Below are 22,764 nucleotides of genomic sequence, written 5' to 3'. Positions count from 1 at the left end.
GCGCAAGCAGCTATAAAAACAAAAGCCGTGCAGTTTCCACCGCACGGCTTTTTTCATGGGAGAGGGAGATCAGGCCTCTCCCGCCTGCGCAGCCTTCCAACCCGCGTAGCGGTCCAGCATGCGCTGCACCTGCCCGTGCGTCCATTCGCCGCCCTTGGCCGCCGCAATGCCGCGTGCGTTGAGTTCGGCCGCCATGGCGCGATGGGTGAGCCCTTTGGCCTGCAGCTCGGCAAACAAGGCCTCGTGCTGCTTGGCAAAGGCGTCGGCCGCCGATTTGCGCCTTTCCACCGTGGCGCGGATATTGGCCGCGCCGGCCGTGCCGAGCTTGACGCCGCGCGCGCGGGCTTCGGACAGGGCCTGGCGCGTGCGCGCGCTGATCTCGGCATTGACGGCGTGGGTGGAGGTTTTCTTTTCGCTCATGGCATGACGGGCGGGATATAGCTCAGGGTCTGGCCCAGGAACCATAGCAGGAACAGCACCAGCGGGATATGCACCAGCAGCTGCACAAAGCTGAAGCCGACCAGATCGCGCGCCTTCAGGCCCAGCACACCCAGCAGCGGCAGCATGTAGAAGGGGTTGATCAGATTGGGCAGCGCCTCGGCCGCGTTGTAGATCTGCACGGCCCAGCCCAGGTGGTAGTGCAGGTCGTTGGCCACCTGCATCACATAGGGCGCCTCGATGATCCACTTGCCGCCGCCCGAGGGCAGGAAAAAGCCCAGCACGGCCGAGTACACGCCCATGAGCAGCGCATAGGTATCGTGCGACGCCACCTGCGTGAAGAAGGTGGAGATGTGGTGGGCGATGGTGGCCCCGTCCGCGCCCTTGACCTCGGTCATGATGGCCGCGATGGCGCCGTACAGCGGGAACTGGATCAGCACGCCCGTGGTGGTGGGCACCGCGCGCGAGACCGCGTCGAGGAAGCTGCGCGGGCGCCAGTGCAGCAGCGCGCCCACCATCAGGAAGATCAGGTTGTAGGTATTCAGCCCCGAGATCGCCTGGATGAAGGGCTTGCTGCGGAACTCCTCCACCATCCAGCCCGCGGCCAGCAGCACCAGGAAGATGATGAGCAGCGGGCTGTATTCCAGCCACTCGCCAGGGCGCGTGGGCCGGGCCACGGAATGTACTTCCACGGCAGTATCCACCTCGCAGCTGGCCGCGTCGCGCGCATTGCGGTCGCTGGGCGCGGTGACATAGGCCACGACGATGGAGGCGAGCATCAGCACGGCCAGCATGGCCCCCGACTGCCACATGAAGATGGTCTGCGTGAACGGAATCACGCCGGTGATGTTCAGAATGCCCGCAGGCAGGCTGGCCGGATTGGCCTGCAGCTGCGCGGCCGAGGACGAGATGCCCAGCGCCCACACGGCGCCCAGGCCCAGATAGGCTGCGGCGCCCGCGGCACGGTAGTCCATCTTCAGGTCGGTGCGGCGCGCCAGCGCCTTGGCCAGCAGGCCGCCGAAGACCAGGCTCAGCCCCCAGTTGAGCAGCGAAGCCGTCATGGACACAAAAGCCACCCAGGCCACGGCCGTGCGTCCGTTGCCCGGCACGCGCGCCAGCGCCTCGATCAGCCGGGACGCCGGCCTGGAACTGGCCACCACATAGCCGCCGATCACCACAAAGGCCATCTGCATGGTGAAGGGAATCAGGCTCCAGAAGCCCTTGCCGAAGGCCTTGCTGGTCTCCTGCGCCGGCACGCCGATCGCAAACGCCGCCAGCACCACGATGAAGATGCCGACCACGGCGAACACCCAGGAATCGGGGAACCACTTTTCCGCCCAGCTCGCACAGCGCATGGCAAAGCGCGCCGAGCGGGTCTCCTCCATATTGACGTGAGTTGTCATGAGTTCAACGCTTTCTTGCTTAAAGAAGCGCTGCATTCTCTGCAACGAAAGTCGCCACCGCGACAAAAATACCCATGGGTTAACCCTGGTAGGTAGTCCCACGGTCGGGATGGAGCTTTCTTGTGTGCTGGGTGCTGGCGGGAAGAGGCCTGGCGTTAAACGCTCTGGACGGTACGGCGCCCAGGCCATGGAGAGTGTTGCCTTGGAAACGTGTCTCTGCTGCTATTGGACAGAGCTGGCTTGATGGCGGCATTCGACCCAGAGCAGGCATTCGACCTGGGCTTCAAGCTGCCCGAAACCGGACGTTTGCGGAGAGAGAATGTCGCATCGATGTCACGGGTGATGGGCGTGCTAGATACCCCCCAGCGATTAAGATGCCTCCCATTCTTGGGGAGTAGAAAAATTAGAATCCGGCTCGACAAAATCACCGTCAAACACTTCAAACAAATCGAATCGCTTGAAGTTGATCTTCAACCTATCACTGCTTTGGTGGGCGGCAACACCAGCGGCAAAAGCAGCGCACTTCAGGCGGCACAGTTAGGCATCTCAATTCTGCAAGCTGCATTTCGTAGAAAAGCAAACGGCAAATTTGAGTTTGAAGGCACAGTTGCGAATGATGCTGTCCTCTTTAGACCAACTGATCGACTGCTCGACTTACGGCGCGGCTTGCCAGCAACCCAAACTCGCGGCTTCTCAATAGCCTATGGCGGCGTCGACCTAGACACGGGCGCTATAAAACAACTCACCATCGAAGTCCGTCGCGGAAAGAACGCCAACATCGCCATAACTCGCATTGGGGACGACGACTTGGCCGAGGTGCTAGCAGACCCTGACCGCCCCTTTTCCATCCTCACCCCTGGCCTTTCAGGCATCCCGGTGCGAGAAGAGTGGCGAACCAAGGGAGCGATGGACGCTGCCGTTATGCATGGCGACGCTAATCTCTACTTGCGAACTGTGCTTGACCACTTGTTCACTCGCGGGCTGGACGAGATGGCTAGGGCAGCCTGGAGACAAGGCAGAGAAATTTCCCTTCTTCCCCTTGACAGCGGCTGGCAGACCTTCTCGACACTTTTGGATCGATGCTATGCAGGCTGCCGAGTCATCGTAGACCACAACCCGCAGCGCGACAGACATGTCAAAGTAGAGGTTGAATTCAGCGGGTCACGCGTCCCCCTCGACATGGCTTCAACGGGGATGCTTCAGGTCATTCAAATCATTGCGTACACCTGCTTTTATGCGCCGCCCCTCCTCCTTCTTGATGAGCCAGATGCGCACTTGCATGCAGACAGCCAAGGGCGCCTCTACGATGCGCTGAAAGGGGTGGCTGCAGCGACGGGGACTCGTATTCTCTTTGCCAGTCATTCGCCGCAACTGATTCAGCGACTCATGTACGATTCGGATGCTGCAGTTGTTTGGATGAGCGGCGGTGCCAAAGTCCCGGTTGACGCAGCACGGAGACCCGCCATCCCAATCTTGATGGCACTCGGTGCGCTCTCAGCAGGTGCCGATGCGTTTGACCCCGCAAGGCCCGTGATCCTCATGACCGAGGATAAACTGACACAGCCAGTGACTGTTCTGGCAAAGTCCAACGGAGCCCCGGATACCCTTGCAGTGCTTTCATACAATGGTTGCGGAAATCTTCCGGCAGCCAGGCTTCTGGCAAGCATGATTACAGACATGCGCCCAGATGCTCGAATAATTCTGCACCGAGATCGCGATTTCCGGACCGAGCAGGAAATGCAGTTTGAGCTTTCCACCGCAGAGGCTGAACGGCAACGTAATGGCGTCGAACGAGTCAAAGAGGTCTTTACTCCGCTCAACGATGTGGAGCATTCGTTCGCTCAACCTGCTCACCTAAAGGCGGTCTTCGTGGAGCTCGCTCCCGAACTGATAGACGCTGCGATAGCGGATGTGGCTGCACTCAGACGCGACGATCTTGTCAACGCTGCGCGTGTAGCGCGCGAGCAGATTCGCGTGACACTCTATGAAGCTCCGCGAAAACGTGGCAAGCCTGAATGGGCAGCGTCAGGAATGCCGAACAACGCTCCGCCTATCCAAGGATTCCTTCCGGCCAACGGTCTAACACCGGTGTCGTTCGCACACGCACACGGCAAAAAGTTGATGGACGGGCTGCGTCCGAAAGTCCATCACCATATCGGTGGAGCTGCGCAGGCATCGGACGCTCGGATCTACACGGTTACCGAGCACCTCAGTACTCCGACTTGGATGGAACTGTTCCAAGATTAATTCAAATTAATACACTTATGCGTGCTCGGCACGAATGCTCACTTTTCAGATTTGCAAATTAAGCATCTGTAGTGAGCTTACATCGCGCTTTTGAGTTGCTAGAAAGCAGCCACTGGCGACTGGCTGCTCCTGGCCGATTGCAGCCCATCACCAGCCCAGGTGCAAACCGATCACGTCAGCCTTCCAGACGGCATAAGCCAAACGCCTGTCATTTCTGGAAAAAAAGCGCTCACCAGAAGCGCTTTTTCTATTGGCAGGTTGAACCGCAGTGCTGCCGGCAATTCACCACCTTGCCGGCCCCTGCAGATCCGAGGCGGTAGCAGGAGCTTTACAGCTGCGCAGTTACCCGCCCGTCACCGGCGGGAAAAACGCCACTTCGTCGCCGCTGCGGATTTCGGCATCGCCATCGCACATGGCCTGGTTCAGCGCCATGCGCACGGCCTTGCCGTGGGTGAGCGCGGTGGCGGCCGCGCCGCTCTGGGCCATCAGTTCCTCGCGCAGCGCGCCCACGGTGGCGGCCGCAGTCTGCAGCGTGGCGCTGCCCGTGCCCATGGCTTCGCGGATGGAGGCGAAATAGCGCACGGTGATTGTTTTCAAGCTCGTCGTCATGCCATCAGCTCCGCAAAAGGAATGAAGCGCACGGTATCGCCCTCGGCGATCGTGGTGCCGGCCGGGTTGTCCACCACGCCGTCGCCCCAGGCGGCCGAGGTCAGCACGCCCGAGCTCTGGTTGCCAAACAGTTCCAGCCCGCCCCGCGCGTTGTAGCGCACGCGCAGGAATTCGCGGCGCCGGTCGGCCTTGGGCAGGGCAAAGTCGGCACGCGCGGGCATGCCGCGCGGCAGCACGTTGTCCACGCCCTGCAGGCGCAGCAGGAAGGGCCGCACCAGCACCTGGAAGGTCACGAAGCTGGAGACCGGATTGCCCGGCAGGCCGATGAAGTGGGCAAAACCCGCGCCCTCCTCGCTGCGGTTGACGCGGCCGTAGGCAAAGGGCTTGCCGGGCTTGATGTCGATCTGCCACAGGTCAAGCTGGCCCAGCTGCTGCACGGCGGGCCTGATATGGTCTTCCTCGCCCACCGAGACGCCGCCGCTGGTGACGATCAGGTCATGGCCGGCGGCCGCCCGGGCCAGGGCGTCGATGGTGGCCTGGCGGTCGTCGGGGACGATGCCCAGGTCCGTCACCTCGCAGCCCATGCGCAGCAGCAGCGCGCGCAGGAAGAAGCGGTTGCTGTTGTAGATGCTGCCGGGCTTCATGTCCTGCGGGGCCACGGTGCCGGGCATGACCAGTTCGTCGCCCGTGGAAAACAGGGCCACGCGCGGCTTGCGCGCCACCTGCAGGCGGGCAAATCCCATGCTGGCGGCCAGGCCCAGGTGGGCGGGCGTGAGGCGCGTGCCGGCGGCAATCACCGTCGCGCCCAGGGTGATGTCCTCGCCGGCGCGGCGAATCCACTGGCCGGCCTGGGGCCGGGCCTTGATGCGCACGCGGCCGTCTTCCACCCCTTCGCAGTCTTCCTGCATGACCACGGCGTCAGCGCCGGCGGGCACGGGCGCGCCCGTGAAGATGCGGGCCACCGAGGCCGGGGCCAGGGGCGCGGGCGAAGTGCCGGCCGGAATGCGCTGGGAAACGGGCAAGGGCAGATCGGCTTCCCAGTCGGCTGCGCGCAGGGCATAGCCGTCCATGGCGGAGTTGTCCTGGGGCGGCACCTGCAGCGGCGAGACGGCGTCCTGCAGCAGCACGCGGCCGTCGGCATCGAAGGTGTCCACCAGCTCCACGTCGGGCCGGGCCTGGGCATGCGCCAGCAGCTCCTGCAGGGCCTGGTCCAGGGGTTTGAGCGGTTTTCTCTGAACTTGCATTCGCTTATTTCTCCAAAACTTGCGGGCGCTGCGCATACGCCAGCTGTTCGCCCTGCTCCAACAGCCATTGCAGCACCTGCGCGGGCCGGTTCAGGTCCAGCACGGGCTGGCGCGGCGGCACGGGCAGGGCCTGGGGCGCATCGGTGGCCACGGCCAGCACGCGCGCGTCGTGCGGGTACAGGGGCCCGGTGCGCTTGCCCTGCTCCACGCGGTCGGGCTGTTCGCGCCAGACCTCGATCTTGGGCACGTCGCCATGCTTGAAGCCTTCGACCAGCACCCAGTCGACGCGGGGATCGAGCTCGGCCAGCATGTCGTGCACCGACAGCTCCATGGGTTGCTCGAACTCGCGCATCAGCGCCAGCCGGCGGTCCGATGCCAGGAGCACCTCGTACGCACCCGCTTCGCGGTGGCGCCAGCTGTCCTTGCCTTCGCGGTCCACGTCGAAGCGGTGGTGGGCATGCTTGACCACGGATACCCTGAGGCCGCGCTCGCGCATCAGCGCCACCACGGCTTCGACCAGCGTGGTCTTGCCCGAGCCCGAATATCCGGCAAAGCCGATGACCTTCATGCCGACCTCGCTTTGGCCGGCGCCTGCATGGCAATGGTTGGCGACATGAACCCTCTTTTTTTGATAGCTTCCCACGCTTTCCCATCAAGCGCTAGCAGCCATTTTCACCCAAAAAGAAAAAGCACCTGCAGCCAGGCTTCAGGTGCTTTCTCCTCGGGCGGCGCAGATCAGCGGCAGTGTTCCGCGATGAAGTCCTTGACTTTCTCGGCATCGGCCGCCATGACGACCACGCGCTTGGGCAGCGACTCGATGCCGTCGAACTTGGCCGGACGGTCGGGCTGGCGGCCCAGCGCCTCCTCGATGGTCGCTGCGAACTTGATGGGCAGGGCGGTTTCCAGCACCAGCATGGGCTCCGCGCCCAGATGCTCGCGCGCGACCTTCACGCCGTCGGCCGTGTGGGTATCGATCATCTGGCCCAGGCGCTCGTAGCAGTCCTTGATGGTGGCCAGGCGGTCGGCATGCGTGCTCTTGCCGCTAACAAAGCCGTATTGCGCCGCAGCGTTCTGGAAGGCCGGATCCCGGCTCAGGTCGAACTTGCCTTCGCGGGCCACGCCATCGGCAAACAGGGCCTTGGTGCGCGCGCCGTCGCGGCCGACCAGATCGAACACGAAGCGCTCGAAGTTGCTGGCCTTGGAGATATCCATGGACGGGCTGGAAGTCTCGTAGGTGTGGGCCGCGCCGCGCACCTGGTAGACGCCGGTGCGGAAGAACTCGTCGAGCACGTCGTTCTCGTTGGTGGCCACCACCAGCTTTGCAATCGGCAGGCCCATCTGGCGCGCCACGTGGCCGGCGCAGATGTTGCCGAAGTTGCCGCTGGGCACGGTGAAGCTGACCTTTTCGGCATTGCTCTTCGTGGCCTGCAGATAGCCCGCGAAGTAGTACACCACCTGGGCCAGCAGGCGCGCCCAGTTGATGGAGTTGACGGTGCCGATCTTGTACTTCGCTTTGAAGGCGTGGTCGTTGCTGACCGCCTTGACGATGTCCTGGCAGTCGTCGAACACGCCCTCGATGGCGATGTTGTGGATGTTCTCGTCCTGCAGGCTGAACATCTGCGCCTGCTGGAAAGGGCTCATGCGGCCGTTGGGGCTGGTCATGAACACGCGCACGCCCTTCTTGCCGCGCATGGCGTACTCGGCCGCGCTGCCCGTGTCGCCGCTGGTGGCGCCCAGGATGTTGAGTTCCTCGCCGCGGCGGGCCAGTTCGTACTCGAACAGGTTGCCCAGCAGCTGCATGGCCATGTCCTTGAAGGCCAGCGTGGGGCCGTTGGACAGGGCTTCGATCAGCAGATGGCCCTCGAGCTGGCGCACGGGCACGATGGCATCGGTGCCGAAGGTTTCCCTGGTATAGGTCTTGGCGCACAGGGCGCGCAGGTCGTCGGCCGGAATGTCGTCGATGTACAGCGACAGGATCTCGAAGGCCAGGGCCGCATAGCCCTGGGTGGCCAGCGTCTGGCGCAACCGGGTCAGCTGGGCGTCGTCGATGCGTGGGTAGTGCTCGGGCAGGTACAGGCCGCCATCGGGCGCCAGGCCTTCGAGCAGGATGTCGCAGAAACGCTTGCGGTCGGCATGACCGCGGGTGGACAGGTACAGCATCTCGAACTCGTCAAAAACAGTCTTCAGAACGGGCAGCCAAACGGGCAGGTGTCATGCCGCCAAGCCCTCCATTATCGGTCAGCGGGCCCGAAGCCACCGTGCGCCAATGCAGAGACCGGCCAACGCCGTTGCCTCGTCCCGCGCCGGGTGCAGGGTCAAGGCTGCAGGTAGCGCTCCGCCCCCGGCCTGACATAGGGCCTCAGGTCCTTGAACGGAACACTGACGCCGCTGCCCAGGCACACCCCCATGGCATGGCCTATGCCGGAAATCACAAAACTCATCCTGTCGGGCTTGTCGAACATCGGCGCCATGTACTGGGGCAGCAGGCCGGTGCAATCGTTGTCATCTCCGGCATGCCTGCGCGCTGCCTTGTCCAGAAAACGCAGGAAGCGATCGCCGTACTCCAGCTTGTACTCGCCATATTTGGCCCCCTTGAGCAGCCGCGTGAAGTCCATGTAGCCGCCTCGCAGCAAATCCAGCACAAACGGGTCGTAATGATTGTTGGGATGGGCGCCGCCGCAATCGGTAGACCCCGACTCGACCACGCTCATCAGGGCCTTGCTCAGATACGTGACCTGGATTTGCTCGTTTTCATAATTGCCCAGCGAGCCCGCCGCCGGCCCGAGGTTCAGATAGAGGGAAGCGCGGCAGCCCAGCGCTTCCAGGCTCATGGCCCAGTGGCGCTGCTCCAGCAGGGCATTGGTCCGGGCCAGAATCCGGGCATCGGGATGGCGGGTAAGGCGCGGGTACCAGAGCCTGGTACGGGCGTCGCGCACGGGCTGCCAGGCCAGATCCTGCGCAATCACCACTTCCCGGCCTCGCTCCAGCGGCTGCCCGGCAACGCGCAAATAGTCATAGGGCGTGGTCTGCTCGCTGATGGCAACGCCTTGCGAGATGCTGCTGCCAGCCCCTTGCACGATGGCCTGGGTCACCGCTTCCACGCCTTGCGGCGCAATCCTTTCGGGATCGTAGTGCGCAATGCGCCGGAGGCTCAGCGGCAGTTTCTTGCCATGAATGTGATCCACCCATTCGCCGCTCAGGCCGTCGCCCTGCGGCTGCAGGCTCCAGACCACGGCGCGCTGGCTGGCATCGGTGAACAGCGGCGCATCCTTGCCCAGCTTTTCCGTCAGCTCCGGTGTGAGCGGCTGCGCCTCGGCCAGCGCATTGAGGGGCCCCTGGAGCGGAATATCCACGCCATGGCGGCGGTAGAAATAGCGTCCCTGGCGCGAACCGTCGGCCTGGGGCCTGCCCAGCTCCATCACCACCTCGGAGCCGCCGAGCGTTCCGCGATAGACATCCACGGGCGCGGCTACGGCTGCGCCAGCCACAGAAACGGAAAAGGCCAGCGCCACGGGGCGCCAGCCTCTGGAGGGAAGGCCGGTGCGCGAATCGCACTGGACGGGAAGGGTTCCGGCTCGAGTGCGATCGCGCATGGGCTTTCTCAGTTGAGTTCTTCCTTGCGGATGCGGGTAATGGGCGCCAGCACCGTGGGCAGGCCCTGGATCTGCGCCAGCACGGCGTCCATATTGCCTTCGCGGGTGTCGTGCGTGAGGATGATCAGGTCGGTCTGGGTCGAGCCTTCGCCGCCCACCTCGTCGGCTTCGCGCTGCAGCACGGCATCGATGCTGATGCCGGCTTCGGCCAGCAGGCCGGTGATCTTGGCCAGCACGCCGGCCTCGTCGGACACGCGGATGCGCACGTAGTAGCTGGTCACGACTTCGCCCATGGGCAGCACGGGCAGGTCCTTGCCGGCGGCGCCCAGCGTGTGGGACTGGAAGGCCAGCGGCGGCACGCGGTGGGCCGGGTCGGCGTCGTGCAGGCGGGCGATGTCCACCAGGTCGGCGATCACGGCCGATGCCGTGGGCTCGGAGCCCGCACCCTTGCCGTAGTACAGGGTCGCGCCCACGGCGTCGCCATACACGACCACGGCGTTCATCGCGCCTTCCACGTTGGCGATCAGGCGCTTGGCCGGCACCAGCGACGGGTGCACGCGCAGCTCGATGCCCTTGTCGGCACGCTTGGTGATGCCCAGCAGCTTGATGCGGTAGCCCAGTTGCTCGGCATAGCGGATGTCGGCCGCGGACAGCTTGGTGATGCCTTCCACATAGGCCTTGTCGAACTGCACCGGGATGCCGAAGGCAATGGCGCTGATCAGGGTGGCCTTGTGGGCGGCGTCCACGCCTTCGATGTCGAAGGTGGGGTCGGCCTCGGCGTAGCCCAGGCGCTGGGCTTCCTTGAGCACCACGTCGAAGTCCAGGCCCTTGTCGCGCATCTCGGACAGGATGAAGTTGGTCGTGCCGTTGATGATGCCGGCCACCCACTGGATCTCGTTGGCCGTCAGGCCTTCGCGCAGCGCCTTGATGATGGGGATGCCGCCGGCCACAGCCGCCTCGAAGGCCACGATCACGCCCTTTTCGGCGGCGGCCTTGAAGATTTCCGTGCCGTGCACGGCCAGCAGCGCCTTGTTGGCGGTGACCACGTGCTTGCCGGCCGCGATGGCTTCGAGCACCAGGGCCTTGGCGATGCCGTAGCCGCCGATCAGCTCCACCACCACGTCGATGTCGGGATTGGCGATGATCTCGCGCGCATCGCCCACCACCTTGGCCTTGTCGCCGACCACGCTCTTGGCGCGGGCCGTATCCAAGTCGGCCACCATGGCAATCTCAATGCCACGGCCCGCGCGACGGCGAATCTCGTCCTGGTTGCGTTCCAGCACATTGAAAGTACCGCTACCCACGGTGCCAATGCCCAACAGGCCTACTTGGATTGGTTTCATAAACTTCAGAGGTAAAACACGCTTCGGCGCTTGCCAGTCAAGCGCCTTCAGCTATCGAAAAAAGATTCACGGCTTGCGCCCACCGGATGCAGGCAAGACCTTTGCCTTGAAGAACGGCTCTGGCGCCTTCTTCCTTCTTGTGGGCGCAAGCTCCAGGATTCCTAGGCCGCCTTCTCCACCTTGGCAACCTTGGGCTGCTGCAGCTGCGCGGCGCGGGGCTTGTCCGTGCCGTGGCGCTGGCGGTACCTGGCCAGGAAGGCGGCCAGGCGGTTGATGGCCTCGCGCAGGTCCGCCTCGTGCGGCAGGAACACGATGCGGAAGTGGTCGGGTTCGGGCCAGTTGAAGCCCGTGCCCTGTACCAGCATGACCTTGGTTTCCTGCAGCACCTCGAGGAAGAACTCCTGGTCGTCCTGGATCGGATAGACCGCGGGGTCCAGGCGCGGGAACATGTACAGCGCCGCCTGGGGCTTGACGCAGGACACGCCCGGAATGGCGTTGATCATCTCCCAGGCCAGATCGCGCTGCACCCGCAGGCGGCCACCTTCCCTGACCAGCTCGTCGATGCTCTGGTGGCCGCCCAGCGCCGTCTGCACCGCCCACTGGCCCGGCACATTGGCGCACAGGCGCATGTTCGAAAGCATGTTCAGGCCCTCGATGTAGTCCCGGGCGGGCTTCTTGTCGCCCGAGATCACCATCCAGCCGGCGCGGTAGCCGCAGCTGCGGTAGGCCTTGGACAGCGAGTTGAAGGTGATGGTCAGCACATCGGTGGACAGGCTGCCCAGCGGCGTGTGCCTGACATCGTCGTACAGCACCTTGTCGTAGACCTCGTCGGCGAATATCACCAGGCCGTGCTCGCGGGCGATCTGCACGATCTCCAGCAGCAGCTCCCTGGAATACAGCGCGCCCGTGGGGTTGTTGGGGTTGATGACCACGATGGCCTTGGTGCGCGGCGTGATCTTGGCGCGGATGTCGTCCAGGCGCGGCATCCAGCCGTTGGCCTCGTCGCACAGGTAGTGCACGGGCGTGCCGCCGGACAGGCTGGTCACAGCCGTCCACAGCGGATAGTCGGGCGCGGGCAGCAGCATCTCGTCCCCGTTGTCCAGCAGCGCGTTGGTGGCCAGCGCGATCAGCTCCGAGGCGCCGTTGCCCAGGAAGATGTCGTCCAGCGTCACGCCCTTGATGCCCTGGCGCTGGGTTTCGTGCATCACGGCCTTGCGCGCCGCGAAAATGCCCTTGCTGTCGGAATAGCCGGCCGAGTTGGGCAGGTTGCGGATCATGTCCTGCTGCACTTCCTCGGGGGCGTCGAAGCCGAACACGGCCAGATTGCCGATGTTGAGCTTGATGATCTTCTGGCCGTCCTCCTCCATCTTCTTGGCCGCGTCCATGATGGGCCCGCGGATGTCATAACAGACGTTGGCTAGTTTTGCGGATTTTTGAACGGTCTTCATGCTCAAGATAGGAGGAAAGGGTTTTGAGGCACGCCACGGCGCACTGCACGCCACGGTGAAACCTATAATTTGACCACAGTTCCGCATTGCAGCAAGGTCCCCACCCTGGCTGCATGGAGACCAGCGAACATGCGGACGCCTTTTGCGCCGGCGCACGCGGCCGCCGGCCTCCTGCCACACCCCAACCACCTTGCGTGCGCCGCGCCGTCTGCGCACCCGAACGCCATGAAACTCCAGGCCGACAAATTCGAAGCGCAATCCATCACCGGCTACGGCCCGGGCTGGATTGCGGTGGACCAGCAAAACCACGAGCACAGCCTGATCGTGGGCGCGCGCGGCCTGCTCCAGGAGTGGAACTGCGCGCGCTTCGAGGACCTCACGCCCGCCCACTTCGAGGAGCTGGCTCGGCTCGACGCCGAGGTCATCATCTTCGGCAGCGGCGCGCGCAACCGCTTTCCGCCGCCGGCCTGGCTCAAACCGCTGATGGAAAAGCGCATGGGGCTGGAAACCATGGACACGCATTCGGCGTGCCGCACCTACAACATCCTTGCCGGAGAAGGCCGCAATGTGATTGCAGCCCTACTTCTGGAGTAGACTCCTCGCCCCTCAATAGGGGGAATACGTATTTCAGGGTAAAATCGCTGGTTGCGGTTGGGGGCGCCTTGGCTGGTCGATAAAAACAAGAATACGCAACGACACAAAGGCGCCTTCGGCATTTCAACGACTACACCCGAGAGATACAAGCGCATGGCGATCGTTGTCAACAAACCCCTTCCTGAATTTGAAGCCAACGCTACCGGCGGGATCAAGGTGACCAACACCTCCCACACGGGCCAGATTCTGATCCTGTATTTTTACCCCAAGGACAATACGCCCGGTTGTACAACGGAAGCAATGCAGTTTCGCGATAAATACAAGGATTTCGTGAAAGCTGGCGCCACCGTGTTCGGGGTTTCGCGCGACAACATGAAGTCGCACGACGACTTCAAGGCCAAGCTCGAACTGCCGTTCGAGCTGATTGCCGACACCGAAGAGAAAATGTGCCACATGTTCGGCGTGGTCAAGAACAAGATCATGTACGGCAAGAAGGTCAAGGGCATCGAGCGCTCCACCTTCCTGGTCGGCCCCGACGGCCTGCTGGTGCAGGAATGGCGCGGCCTGAAGGTCCCCGGCCATGTGGACGAGGTGCTCAAGGCCGTGAAGGCCATCAAGGCCCAGGACAAGAAGGTCGCCTGAGTCCCTGCCACCGGACGCGGCACGGCGGCGAAACACCTGCACCCGCAATGTTTCACCGTCTTTAACAGCGCCGCCGCCCCGCAAAGAATCGGAAATCCGGCCTGAGCGCCCACCGGGCTATGCATAATGGGGCAATGCCTCAGTGCTACGCAGTTTTTCCTTTTCACCCACACAAAGCCGCCTCGGTTTCCAGGCGGCTTTGTGCTTTTTGATCCTTGTTGAGGAACGGTTCGTCCACTATGCCCCTGCCTCCCGCCCCCGGCCGCCGTGCCGCCAAGCTCCCCGCAGAAGCCTTTCTCACCACCCGTGCTGCGGAAACCGACGACGCATTGGGAACCGCCGCCATCTCCGACAGCACGCCCGCAGCGACCAACGGCGCTGCCGCCAAAACACGTACCCGCCGCGCATCGACTGCCGCGGCAACGGCTGCTGCGCCGGCTGCCGGCAGCGCTGCGGCCAAAAAGCCACGCAGCACCAGAAGCGCCCCCCAATCCGCCAAGGCCCCGGCCGTGACTCCGGCCACGCCGGCTGCGCCAGCCGCCCCGGCCAAGCCTGCACCGGCCGCCGCACCGGTGTCGGGGCGCAAGGCGCGCGGCGGCCACCCGGCGCCCAAGACGCTGTTCGTGCTGGATACCAATGTGCTGCTGCATGACCCCAGCAGCCTGTTCCGCTTCGAGGAGCACGACATCTTCCTGCCCATGGTGGTGCTGGAGGAGCTGGACAACCACAAGAAGGGCATGACCGAAGTGGCGCGCAACGGCCGCCAGGTCAGCCGCACGCTGGATTCCCTCGTGGCCTCCCAGCCGGCCGACGGCCTGGACAAGGGCCTGCCGCTCAACGCCACCGGCCAGAAGGGCGCCACCGGCACGCTGTACTTCCAGACCCATCCGCTGGACGCGGCCCTGCCCGAGGGCCTGCCCCAGGGCAAGGCCGACAACCAGATCCTGGGCGTGGTGGCCGCGCTGCGCGGCGAATACAGCGACCGCGAAGTGGTGCTGGTGTCCAAGGACATCAACATGCGCGTCAAGGCGCGCGCCCTGGGCCTGGCCGCCGAGGACTACCAGAACGACAAGGTGCTGGACGACGGCGACCTGCTGTACGCCGGCGTGCTGGCCCTGCCGCACGACTTCTGGGCCAAGGCCGGCAAGAACGTGGAAAGCTGGCAGGAAGGCGCCATCACCTACTACCGCGTCAGTGGCGCCATCGTGGACCAGCTGATGATCAACCAGTTCGTCTACTACGAAGGCCCCGGCGAGCCCAGCCTGTACATGCGCGTGACCGAGATCCGCGACAGGACGGCCGTGCTCAAGACGCTGCGCGACTTCGGCAACCCCAAGAATGCGGTCTGGGGCGTCTCCACCCGCAACCGCGAGCAGAACTTCGCGATGAACCTGCTCATGAACCCGGACGTGGACTTCGTCACGCTGACCGGCACGGCCGGCACCGGCAAGACGCTGCTGGCCCTGGCCGCGGGCCTGGCCCAGGTGCTGGACGAGCGCCGCTACACCGAGATCATCATGACCCGCGCCACGGTGAGCGTGGGCGAGGACATCGGCTTCCTGCCCGGCACCGAGGAGGAGAAGATGGGTCCGTGGATGGGCGCGCTGGACGACAACCTCGAGTTCCTGGCCAAGGGCGACGGCGGCAATGCCGGCGAATGGGGGCGCGCGGCGACCAACGAGCTGATCCGCAGCCGCATCAAGATCAAGAGCATGAACTTCATGCGCGGGCGCACCTTCCTGAACAAGTACGTCATCATCGACGAGGCCCAGAATCTGACGCCCAAGCAGATGAAGACGCTGATCACGCGCGCCGGCCCCGGCACCAAGATCATCTGCATGGGCAACCTGGCGCAGATCGACACCCCCTACCTGACCGAAGGCAGCTCGGGCCTGACCTATGTGGTGGACCGCTTCAAGGGCTGGCCCCACAGCGGCCACATCACCCTGGCGCGCGGCGAACGCTCGCGCCTGGCGGACTTTGCCAGCGAGGTGCTCTAAGCCATGGCGATCAGCTGGATCAGCGCGCTCAAGATGGTCCCCTGGGCGGATGTGATCAAGGCCACGCCCCAGGTGGTCAAGGCCGCCCAGGGCATGCTCAAGAAGAAGGACGCCCAGGCAGAGCACCAGGCGCAGGCCGATGCCGCACAGCAGGCGGCCCAGCACCTGTCGCCGCCCCGGTCCTCGGGCGAACAGGCCTTGCTGCTGATCCAGGGCCTGGAAGAGCGCGTGGCCCAGCTCGAGCAATCCCAGCGCCAGTCGCTGGAGATCATCGAGAAGCTGGCCCAGCAGAATGCCCAGATCGTGGCCACGGTGGGCGCGCTGCGCACCGGCGCCCAGCGCCTGGCGTGGGCCAGCGGCATCCTGGGCATCTGCGTGATCGGCCTGGGGGTTTACGTGCTGCGCACGGCCGCATAGCGCATTGCCACTCCAAAACAAAAGCCCGCAGTTTCAGCGCTGCGGGCTTTTTATTGGGCGATGCCGGCTCTTCTTTTCATAGCTGGCAGCGCCTGGCATTCATAGATTTCATATTCATAGATCTATGAATTTCCCAGAATACCTGCACTGGCAGCTATGCTTTTAATACTCGTCGCTGCCGTAGCCCTGGGCCAGGTTCTCGAAGCGCGTCTGGTTCTTCTGGAAGAAGAGCTTCACCGTGCCCGTCGGGCCGTTACGCTGCTTGCCGATGATGACCTCGGCAATATTCGGCTCCTTGCTCTCCTTGTTGTAGTAGTCATCGCGGTAGATGAACATGATGATGTCCGCGTCCTGCTCGATGGCGCCCGATTCCCGCAGGTCGGACATCATGGGACGCTTGTCGGTGCGCTGCTCCACCGAGCGGTTGAGCTGGGACAGCGCAATCACCGGGCATTGCAGCTCCTTGGCCAGCATCTTCAGGCCCCGCGAGATCTCGCCCAGCTCGGTGGCGCGGTTGTCGGCGCTGGCAGCCCCCGAGCCACTCATCAGCTGCAGGTAGTCGACCACGATGAGCCCGAGCTTGCCGCAGGTGCGCGCCAGGCGCCGCGCATTGGCGCGCAGCTCCGTGGGCGAGAGGCCCGGCGTTTCGTCGATATGCAGGCTCACCGTGCGCAGGCGCTCGATGGCCTCGGTCAGGCGCGGCCACTCCTCGTCGCTGAGCTTGCCCGTACGCAGATTGCCCTGGTTGACGCGGCCGATGGAACCCACGATACGCACGGCCAGCTGGGCCGCGCCCATTTCCATCGAGAAAATGGCGACCGGCAAGCCTTCGTTGAGCGCCACATGCTCGGCAATGTTCACCGCGAACGAGGTCTTGCCCATGGAGGGGCGCGCCGCCAGGATCACCAGATCGCCCGCCTGCAGGCCCGAAGTCATGCGGTCCAGGTCGACAAAGCCCGTGGGCACGCCGGTCACGTCCATCGGGTTGTCGGCCATCTCCTGGACGCGGTCCAGCAGGTCCACCACCAGCGTGTCCAGCGACTGGAAGCCCTGCTTGTTGCGCGCGCCTTCTTCGCCGATGGCCATGATCTTCTGCTCGGCCTCGTCGAGAATGCGCTCCACCGTCTTGCCCTGCTGGTTGAAGGCATTGGTGGCGATCTCGTCGCTGGCCGTCACCAGCTTGCGCAGGATGGCGCGCTCGCGCACGATTTCCGCGTAGCGGCGGATATTGCTGGCACTGGGCACATATTGCGCCAGCTGGTTCAGGTACATCAGGCCGCCGATTTCCTCGGCCTTGCCCATGCCCTGCAGGTGCTCGTAGACGGTGATCACGTCGGCGGGCTTGCTGGCGTTGATCAGCTTGCCGATGGCTTCGTAGATCAGCTTGTGCTCATGGCGGTAGAAATCGCTGTCGTTGAGCAGATCGCCCACACGGTCCCAGGCATTGTTGTCCAGCAGCAGGCCGCCCAGCACGCTGGACTCGGACTCCATGGAGTGCGGCGGCACGCGCAGCTGCGCCACTTGCTGGTCCGCCGGGGGCACCGGCGCAAAAGCATCATCAAGATCGAGCGGGGGCATTACAGACGACATGGAATTCCTTGGGACAGCCCTCCATCCTAACGGGAGGCGCTCGCCGCGTCACGGCCGCGCACAGATACCTGGACGCAGCACAGCCGGCACCTGGCAGTGCCGGCCTGAAAACAAAAAAGTGCCGGTGTCAAGTCTTTCGTGCCAACCACGCAAGACTTGAAACCGTATATGGGACAGTAGGTTAGCTCTTTTTCAGGCCACTTTGGAGAAGCTTGGCAGCGTGGGCTAGGAGCCACATAAGAGCGTCGGGAGAGAAAGCCGCATCGCACTGTGTCGTGCTGGATTGCCGAGGAACGGCGGGCCTTGTCGCCCATCATAGCCCAAGCGGCTCTTGGCGGCATCCAGAACGAAGAACGCGCAGCCTTGGGCTGCGCGTTCGATTGATGCCGCTGGACAGCGTTCGAGGCCATCATGTCGGCTTGGACGGCACGCTCCGCGTCGCGGTGCCCTTCCTGAATCCCCGATCCCCTGCCATGAACGCCTCCAGCATGTGCGGGATCAACTTCTCGGCATCGACCGCCTCGCCATACGTCTGCGCGTGCAGCGCGGCGTAGCGGTCGAGGTCGGCTTTCAGGGTGGCCGGGCAGGCAAAGGTCAACTTGACGTTCTCGGTCTTGGGCAGCGGCCCGAGCCGCAACTTCTTCGTGCTCATTGCGAAGCTCCCCGGTTGAAGAACAGCGGCTGGTACGGGCGCAGCACCAGATCCCGATTGACGATGATGCGAACCGGCAGGCCCGGCCGCGTGGTCAGCGTCGGCTGAATGTTCATGTTGCGTCGGGTGATCTCCTGGCCCACCTGATTGATGCTGTCCTGGGCGCTGTCGCGCCCGGCGATGACGATGCGGTTGCCGTCCTGGCGGTTCTCCGGCGCGGCCAGCTCGGCGCCTACGCCCAGCAGCGTTGTCAGCACGGCGCCCGCGACGATGCGATTCCAATGCCAGTCCACATCGTCTTCCAGGCCGGCATAGCCGGCCGGGTCGGTGCCCACAAGGTTGTCGAGCGTCAGCGAGGACGTGTCGGGCAGGATGACCCGGTTCCATACCACCTGCACGCGGCTCTGCCCGTAGCTGACTTGGCTGTTGTATCGCCCGAGGATGCGCGACCCCTGCGGGATCAGCAGGAACTTGCCCGTGGCCGTGTCATAGACCGGCTCCGTCACCGTGGCGATCACGTCGCCCGGCAAATCCGACTTGATGCCCGTCATCAGTGCGCCCGCGATCACTGTTCCGGCCATGACCTGATACGGCGACGCCGGTAGCGTCAGATTGCCGGAATTGCGGGTTGCCGTGGAACCGTCTTTCAGGAACGCCTCTTTCTGGTCTTGCCGGTTCTGCACGGCTGTCGGATCGGCAGGCTGGGCCGCCGTCGAGGCCGGCCCAGCCGCGAGCGGGTCGAAGGCCGCGAGCGTGTTGGCAGCACCAGGCACACCCGGCGCCGTCTGCGCCGTCGTGGCCGTGGCGGCGGCCTGGCCCTGGCCGCCCGAGCGAAAGAACACCGACGAAGCCGCTGCGGCTTCCGCCTCCTTGCGCAAGGCATCGTTCGGATCGTGGCTGGGGGCCGCGTAAGCGGCCACGGCCGGCTGCTGCGAGTTCACGATGGCCGGGCCAAGATCGCCCGGCAGCGGCGGCCCCAGCTCGGGCACCTTCGGCGGCAGCTTCGAGTAGTCGGCCGGCAGGCCGTCCAACCCTTCGGACTTGCTCACGCGATCGACGTTGTAAAGCTCGGTCTGCTCGCCCGCGCCGCGCCGCTGCGGTTGCAGCGACCAGATCGTGGCCCCGAGCACGGTGACCGACAGGCCGCCGACGAGGACGGCCAGCGTGCGCCGGTTCAACCGGGTCACAGCACGCGGCTGGGCGCGAAGCGCCACCGCCTCGGGCGCGATCTTGCCCGCCTGTGTCGTGGCAAGGTCAGGGGTGTTGTCCTGGCTCATGGTCAATTCCTCCGTGCCACGCCATCCGTGCGCTCGATCCGCACCACGTCGCCCTTGTCCCCGCCCAGGCGCAGCTCGGCCGCGCCGAACAGGCGATCCACGATGTAGTACGGCGAGCGGAACCGATAGTTCACCAGTTGCCCGTCACCTTCCGGCCCAATCACGAACAGCGGCGGAAGATCGCCTTGCGCGATGCCTGCGGGAAACTGGATATAGACCTTCGCGCCATCGTCGAAGGCGCGCAGCGGCTTCCACGGCGGATTGCCGCCGCTGATCGCGTAGCGGAAACGCAGGTTCTCCAGCGACAGGCCGCTATCAACCGGCGCGGCGGCGCTGGCCGCTTGCGCTTGGCGCTGCAAGGCCAGCATCCGGTCGCGCGGGTACTCCCAGGACACCGACGCCATCCACGTCTTTTCCGTGGAAGTCAGCTCCAGCAGGTACGTCCTGCGGCTGGTGGTGATGACCAGATTGGTCTTCAGGCTCGAGCGGATGGGCTTCACCAGCACGTTGACACGCAGGTCGGCACCGCCGCCGCTGGACGTGTCGCCCACGATCCAGCGCACGGTATCGCCGGCGGCCACCGTCACCAGTTCCTCGCCAGGCTGGAGCGACACCACGGTCACGCGGCCCACGGCCGCATAGACCTGATAGAGCGCGCCATCGGTGAAGGGCCACACCTGAATCGCGTTGACGTAGCCCTCGCGCGTGGGCGCGACGCGCGCCTCGGCATTGGCGCGCGAGACGCGCACCTTCTCGTCGGCCGGCTCGGGCCCGGGCTTGGCATCCTCGGCCCCGGGAACCGGCATCAACTGCGCCGGCATCGGCAGCACCTCGGGCACGGCCACCACCTCCACCGGCGCGGGCGGCTCGGGCAGCGGCTCGGCCTGCACTGGCTCATCGAGCGAGATGGTCGGCGGCGGCTTGCCCTGCGTGGCGCAGCCCGCCAGGGCAACAAGCATCAACTGCAAAGCGTAAAAGCGGAAAGATGAGTTCATGGTTTTGCTCCTTCGGAAGAATCCAGTTCACGGCTCCACGACAGGCCGTTGACGTAGATGCCCAGCGGGTTCTTGCGCAGGCGTTCTTCGGTGCGCGGCGGCTGGAGCACGATGGACACCACCGCCGTCCACCGTTCCAGGCCCGCCGCGGCGCCGTTGACGTAGCGGCGTTCCGTCCAGCGCACGTTGAAAGACGTGTCGCTGGCGCGCACGACGCTGGTGATCTGCACCGTCACCGACTCCTTGCCGATGCGCGCGAACGGGTCGTTGACCCGTGCGTAGTCGTTGAGCACGGCCGCGCCCTTGTCGGTCGTGTAGTCGTAGGCGTCCAGCCAGTTTTGGCGGACGACGATGGGGTCGATGGACAGCGAGCGCACCAGTGTCACGAAGCGCGCGATGTGGTGCGCCGTCTGCGCATCGCCCGGCCGGTACGGCGTGGCAGCTTCGCCCACGGCGCGCACCTGGCCCGCGTTGTCCACCTCCACGACGTAGGGCGTGACGATGGACTGCGCCGAGCGCCACACCAGGCCGCCGGCCATCAGCAGCGCGAGCGTCAGGCACCCGAACGCCATCAAGCGCCAGTTCTTCGCCTGCACGCGCGGCGAGCCGATACGGTCGTCCCATACCTGGCCGGCAGCTTGGTACGGCGTGGCAGGCTGCGGCGTGTCGGCATAGCGCACCTGCGGTTTCTTGAATCGCATGGTCAGTTCTCCTTATGAGTCGGAATCGCGCAGGCTCGGCCCTTGGCCGGAGCCGCCGCCATCGCCACCGCGCAGCGTGTGGGCGGCAGTGGTCGCGGCATGGGTGAGTTGCTGGCGGCGTTGCAGCCGCTTGGCCCAGGCGGGCTGCTCGGGCGTCTGTGCAGCGGCAGCGCCTGCGGGGGCTTCGCTCGTAGCGGCCTGACCGGCTGACGCGCCAGCGTCGCCGTTCCAGCCAGCGCGGAACGGCGCGGCCATGCGCTGCCCGGCAGCGGAAGCGCGGGATGCGGCAGCGCGTCCGGCGGACTGCGCGCCGGTCTTGGCGACGTTGCCCAGGCCCGCCATCGCGCCCTTGGCACCGCCGCCTGCTGCGGCGGAACCGGCCTGGAAACGCCGACTTCGCGCTGCCAGCCACCGACGTGGCGGCACGCGGCACCGCTGCCAGCCAGCTTGGCGGCGGCCGGCGCCATGCGGGCACCAGCGGCCACCGCACCGCCCACGCCCGTCGCGGCAGCACCGACTGCCACTGCCGTTCCGGCTGCGCCGACAGCGGCACCGGCCATCGCGCCCGCGCCGAGCTGGGGCGCACCGGACACGAGGCCCGTGGCGATGCCAGGGCCGAAGATGCCCAGCGCCAGCAAGGTGAGCGAGGCCAGCATGATGACCAGCGCGTGGTCGATGTTCGGCTCGGCGGGATGAACTTGGAACTGCGAGAACAGGCCCGAGCCGATGCCGACGATCACGGCCAGCACCAGCACCTTGATGCCGGCGGCCACGACATTGCCCAGCACCTTCTCGGCGAGAAAGCTGGTCTTGTTCCAGAGCGCAAACGGCACCAGCACGAACCCCGCGAGCGTGGTCAGCTTGAACTCGATCAACGTGATGAAAAGCTGGATCGCCAGCACGAAGAAGCACAGCACCACGACCAGCCACGCGAGGAACATCACCACGATGGGGTCGAGGTTCACGAACACCTCGGGGAAGCCGGCCATCTCGCCGATCTGCTCCAGAATCGGCGCTCCGGCGTCGATGCCGGTCTTGGCGAGCCGGCCCGGCTGCAAGAAGTTCTCCATCGTGATGGCCGAGCCGGTGGCGGTGATGCCCAGCCCCGCGAACGAGCGGAACACGATGCTGGCCAGCCAGTTGAAGTTGTTGAGGATGTAGGCGAAGGCACCGACGTAGAGCACCTTGCGCAGCATCTTGGCGATCACGTCCTCGCCTTGGCCGGTGGCGTGGCTCATGGCCCAATACAGGCCGGCGATCGTCATGTCGATGACGATCAGCGTGGCCGTGAGGAACGCCACTTCGCCGCGCAGCAGCCCGAAACCCGAGTCGATGTAGGTGGCGAAGGTGTTGAGGAACTGGTCGATGATGGCCACGTCATTCATGGCGTGCCCTCCGGTTCCTCGAAGCTGGGCGGGATCGGCGGCAGGTCGGCCAGCGTCTGGTATTCATCCGGCCCGGCCTCGCCGGAAAAGAAGCGCCGCCGGAAGGCTTCGGCGGCGGCGCGGCAAGCGTCCTCGCCCGTGGCCTGCATGACCTGTTGCGGATGGGCCGCGCATTGCGCGCGCAAT

19 protein-coding genes and 2 pseudogenes are annotated in these 22,764 nt (G+C 64.9%); 5 read left to right on the top strand and 16 right to left on the bottom strand.

What is annotated here, in order from left to right; all coding sequences use genetic code 11:
• Nucleotides 1-69 precede the first annotated feature (69 nt).
• Both V8Z74_RS20455 and V8Z74_RS20450 read right to left on the bottom strand, forming a co-directional pair.
• Nucleotides 70-420, bottom strand: a complete 351-nt coding sequence (locus tag V8Z74_RS20455) for a recombinase family protein (RefSeq protein WP_349710934.1) — start codon at nucleotides 418-420, stop codon at nucleotides 70-72.
• Entirely contained in the window at nucleotides 417-1,841 is a 1,425-nt protein-coding gene (locus tag V8Z74_RS20450) for a short-chain fatty acid transporter (RefSeq protein WP_349710933.1), read from the bottom strand. The genes V8Z74_RS20455 and V8Z74_RS20450 overlap by 4 nt, the downstream gene beginning before the upstream one ends.
• 243 nt (nucleotides 1,842-2,084) lie before the next feature.
• On the opposite strand from V8Z74_RS20450, the gene V8Z74_RS20445 reads away from it, so the two are divergent.
• Nucleotides 2,085-4,088 carry an AAA family ATPase gene (locus tag V8Z74_RS20445; protein WP_349710932.1) on the top strand — a complete coding sequence of 668 codons (2,004 nt, stop codon included), beginning with the start codon at nucleotides 2,085-2,087 and terminating at the stop codon, nucleotides 4,086-4,088.
• A gap of 342 nt (nucleotides 4,089-4,430) precedes the next feature.
• Here the strand turns inward: V8Z74_RS20445 and moaD are convergent, their stop codons facing one another.
• The 7 genes from moaD to V8Z74_RS20410 form a co-directional block, all read right to left on the bottom strand.
• A complete protein-coding gene (gene moaD / locus V8Z74_RS20440; RefSeq protein ID WP_349710931.1) occupies nucleotides 4,431-4,697 on the bottom strand; it encodes a molybdopterin converting factor subunit 1 in 267 nt (88 codons plus the stop codon).
• Nucleotides 4,694-5,941 carry a molybdopterin molybdotransferase MoeA gene (locus V8Z74_RS20435; RefSeq protein ID WP_349710930.1) on the bottom strand — a complete coding sequence of 416 codons (1,248 nt, stop codon included), beginning with the start codon at nucleotides 5,939-5,941 and terminating at the stop codon, nucleotides 4,694-4,696. The genes moaD and V8Z74_RS20435 overlap by 4 nt, the downstream gene beginning before the upstream one ends.
• 4 nt (nucleotides 5,942-5,945) lie before the next feature.
• On the bottom strand, nucleotides 5,946-6,509 hold the full coding sequence (gene mobB / locus V8Z74_RS20430) for a molybdopterin-guanine dinucleotide biosynthesis protein B (protein WP_349710929.1): 564 nt from the start codon (nucleotides 6,507-6,509) through the stop codon (nucleotides 5,946-5,948).
• A 167-nt stretch (nucleotides 6,510-6,676) separates the two neighbouring features.
• A complete protein-coding gene (gene thrC, locus V8Z74_RS20425) occupies nucleotides 6,677-8,101 on the bottom strand; it encodes a threonine synthase (RefSeq protein ID WP_349710928.1) in 1,425 nt (474 codons plus the stop codon).
• A gap of 155 nt (nucleotides 8,102-8,256) precedes the next feature.
• Nucleotides 8,257-9,534, bottom strand: coding sequence for a hypothetical protein (locus V8Z74_RS20420; RefSeq protein WP_349710927.1), 1,278 nt, complete (start codon nucleotides 9,532-9,534; stop codon nucleotides 8,257-8,259).
• A gap of 8 nt (nucleotides 9,535-9,542) precedes the next feature.
• Entirely contained in the window at nucleotides 9,543-10,877 is a 1,335-nt protein-coding gene (locus V8Z74_RS20415; RefSeq protein WP_349710926.1) for a homoserine dehydrogenase, read from the bottom strand.
• Between the two features lie 161 nt (nucleotides 10,878-11,038).
• Nucleotides 11,039-12,325: a pyridoxal phosphate-dependent aminotransferase gene (locus V8Z74_RS20410; RefSeq protein WP_066472495.1), complete on the bottom strand. Its 1,287-nt coding sequence runs from the start codon at nucleotides 12,323-12,325 to the stop codon at nucleotides 11,039-11,041.
• Nucleotides 12,326-12,550: 225 nt separating this feature from the next.
• On the opposite strand from V8Z74_RS20410, the gene V8Z74_RS20405 reads away from it, so the two are divergent.
• From V8Z74_RS20405 to V8Z74_RS20390, 4 genes are all read left to right on the top strand, one after another.
• A complete protein-coding gene (locus V8Z74_RS20405; protein ID WP_066472500.1) occupies nucleotides 12,551-12,919 on the top strand; it encodes an Mth938-like domain-containing protein in 369 nt (122 codons plus the stop codon).
• Between the two features lie 153 nt (nucleotides 12,920-13,072).
• Nucleotides 13,073-13,561, top strand: a complete 489-nt coding sequence (locus V8Z74_RS20400; RefSeq protein WP_349710925.1) for a peroxiredoxin — start codon at nucleotides 13,073-13,075, stop codon at nucleotides 13,559-13,561.
• Nucleotides 13,562-13,800: 239 nt separating this feature from the next.
• Nucleotides 13,801-15,561: a PhoH family protein gene (locus tag V8Z74_RS20395; protein ID WP_349710924.1), complete on the top strand. Its 1,761-nt coding sequence runs from the start codon at nucleotides 13,801-13,803 to the stop codon at nucleotides 15,559-15,561.
• A gap of 3 nt (nucleotides 15,562-15,564) precedes the next feature.
• A complete protein-coding gene (locus V8Z74_RS20390; RefSeq protein ID WP_066472517.1) occupies nucleotides 15,565-15,978 on the top strand; it encodes a hypothetical protein in 414 nt (137 codons plus the stop codon).
• Between the two features lie 162 nt (nucleotides 15,979-16,140).
• Here the strand turns inward: V8Z74_RS20390 and dnaB are convergent, their stop codons facing one another.
• From dnaB to V8Z74_RS20355, 7 genes and pseudogenes are all read right to left on the bottom strand, one after another.
• Nucleotides 16,141-17,568, bottom strand: a complete 1,428-nt coding sequence (dnaB, locus tag V8Z74_RS20385) for a replicative DNA helicase (RefSeq protein WP_349710923.1) — start codon at nucleotides 17,566-17,568, stop codon at nucleotides 16,141-16,143.
• A gap of 409 nt (nucleotides 17,569-17,977) precedes the next feature.
• Nucleotides 17,978-18,220, bottom strand: a complete 243-nt coding sequence (locus V8Z74_RS20380; RefSeq protein WP_029528641.1) for a DUF2274 domain-containing protein — start codon at nucleotides 18,218-18,220, stop codon at nucleotides 17,978-17,980.
• A complete protein-coding gene (locus V8Z74_RS20375; RefSeq protein WP_349710922.1) occupies nucleotides 18,217-19,497 on the bottom strand; it encodes a TraB/TrbI/VirB10 family type IV secretion system protein in 1,281 nt (426 codons plus the stop codon). Before V8Z74_RS20375 ends, V8Z74_RS20380 begins: the two co-directional genes overlap by 4 nt.
• A 2-nt stretch (nucleotides 19,498-19,499) precedes the next feature.
• Complete coding sequence (trbG, locus tag V8Z74_RS20370) at nucleotides 19,500-20,492, bottom strand: P-type conjugative transfer protein TrbG (RefSeq protein ID WP_349710921.1); 993 nt, start codon at nucleotides 20,490-20,492, stop codon at nucleotides 19,500-19,502.
• Nucleotides 20,489-21,193: a conjugal transfer protein TrbF gene (gene trbF / locus V8Z74_RS20365; protein WP_023121620.1), complete on the bottom strand. Its 705-nt coding sequence runs from the start codon at nucleotides 21,191-21,193 to the stop codon at nucleotides 20,489-20,491. The genes trbG and trbF overlap by 4 nt, the downstream gene beginning before the upstream one ends.
• A gap of 12 nt (nucleotides 21,194-21,205) precedes the next feature.
• Nucleotides 21,206-22,578: pseudogene (gene trbL / locus V8Z74_RS20360) on the bottom strand (P-type conjugative transfer protein TrbL).
• Nucleotides 22,575-22,764: pseudogene (locus V8Z74_RS20355) on the bottom strand (hypothetical protein); the annotation flags it as partial. The pseudogenes trbL and V8Z74_RS20355, both read right to left, overlap by 4 nt.

The sequence above is a fragment of the Comamonas sp. w2-DMI genome, from assembly GCF_040187735.1.
In the GTDB taxonomy this organism is placed as follows: Bacteria; Pseudomonadota; Gammaproteobacteria; order Burkholderiales; family Burkholderiaceae_C; genus Comamonas; species Comamonas terrae.
This window is presented reverse-complemented; position numbering and strand designations above follow the sequence as displayed.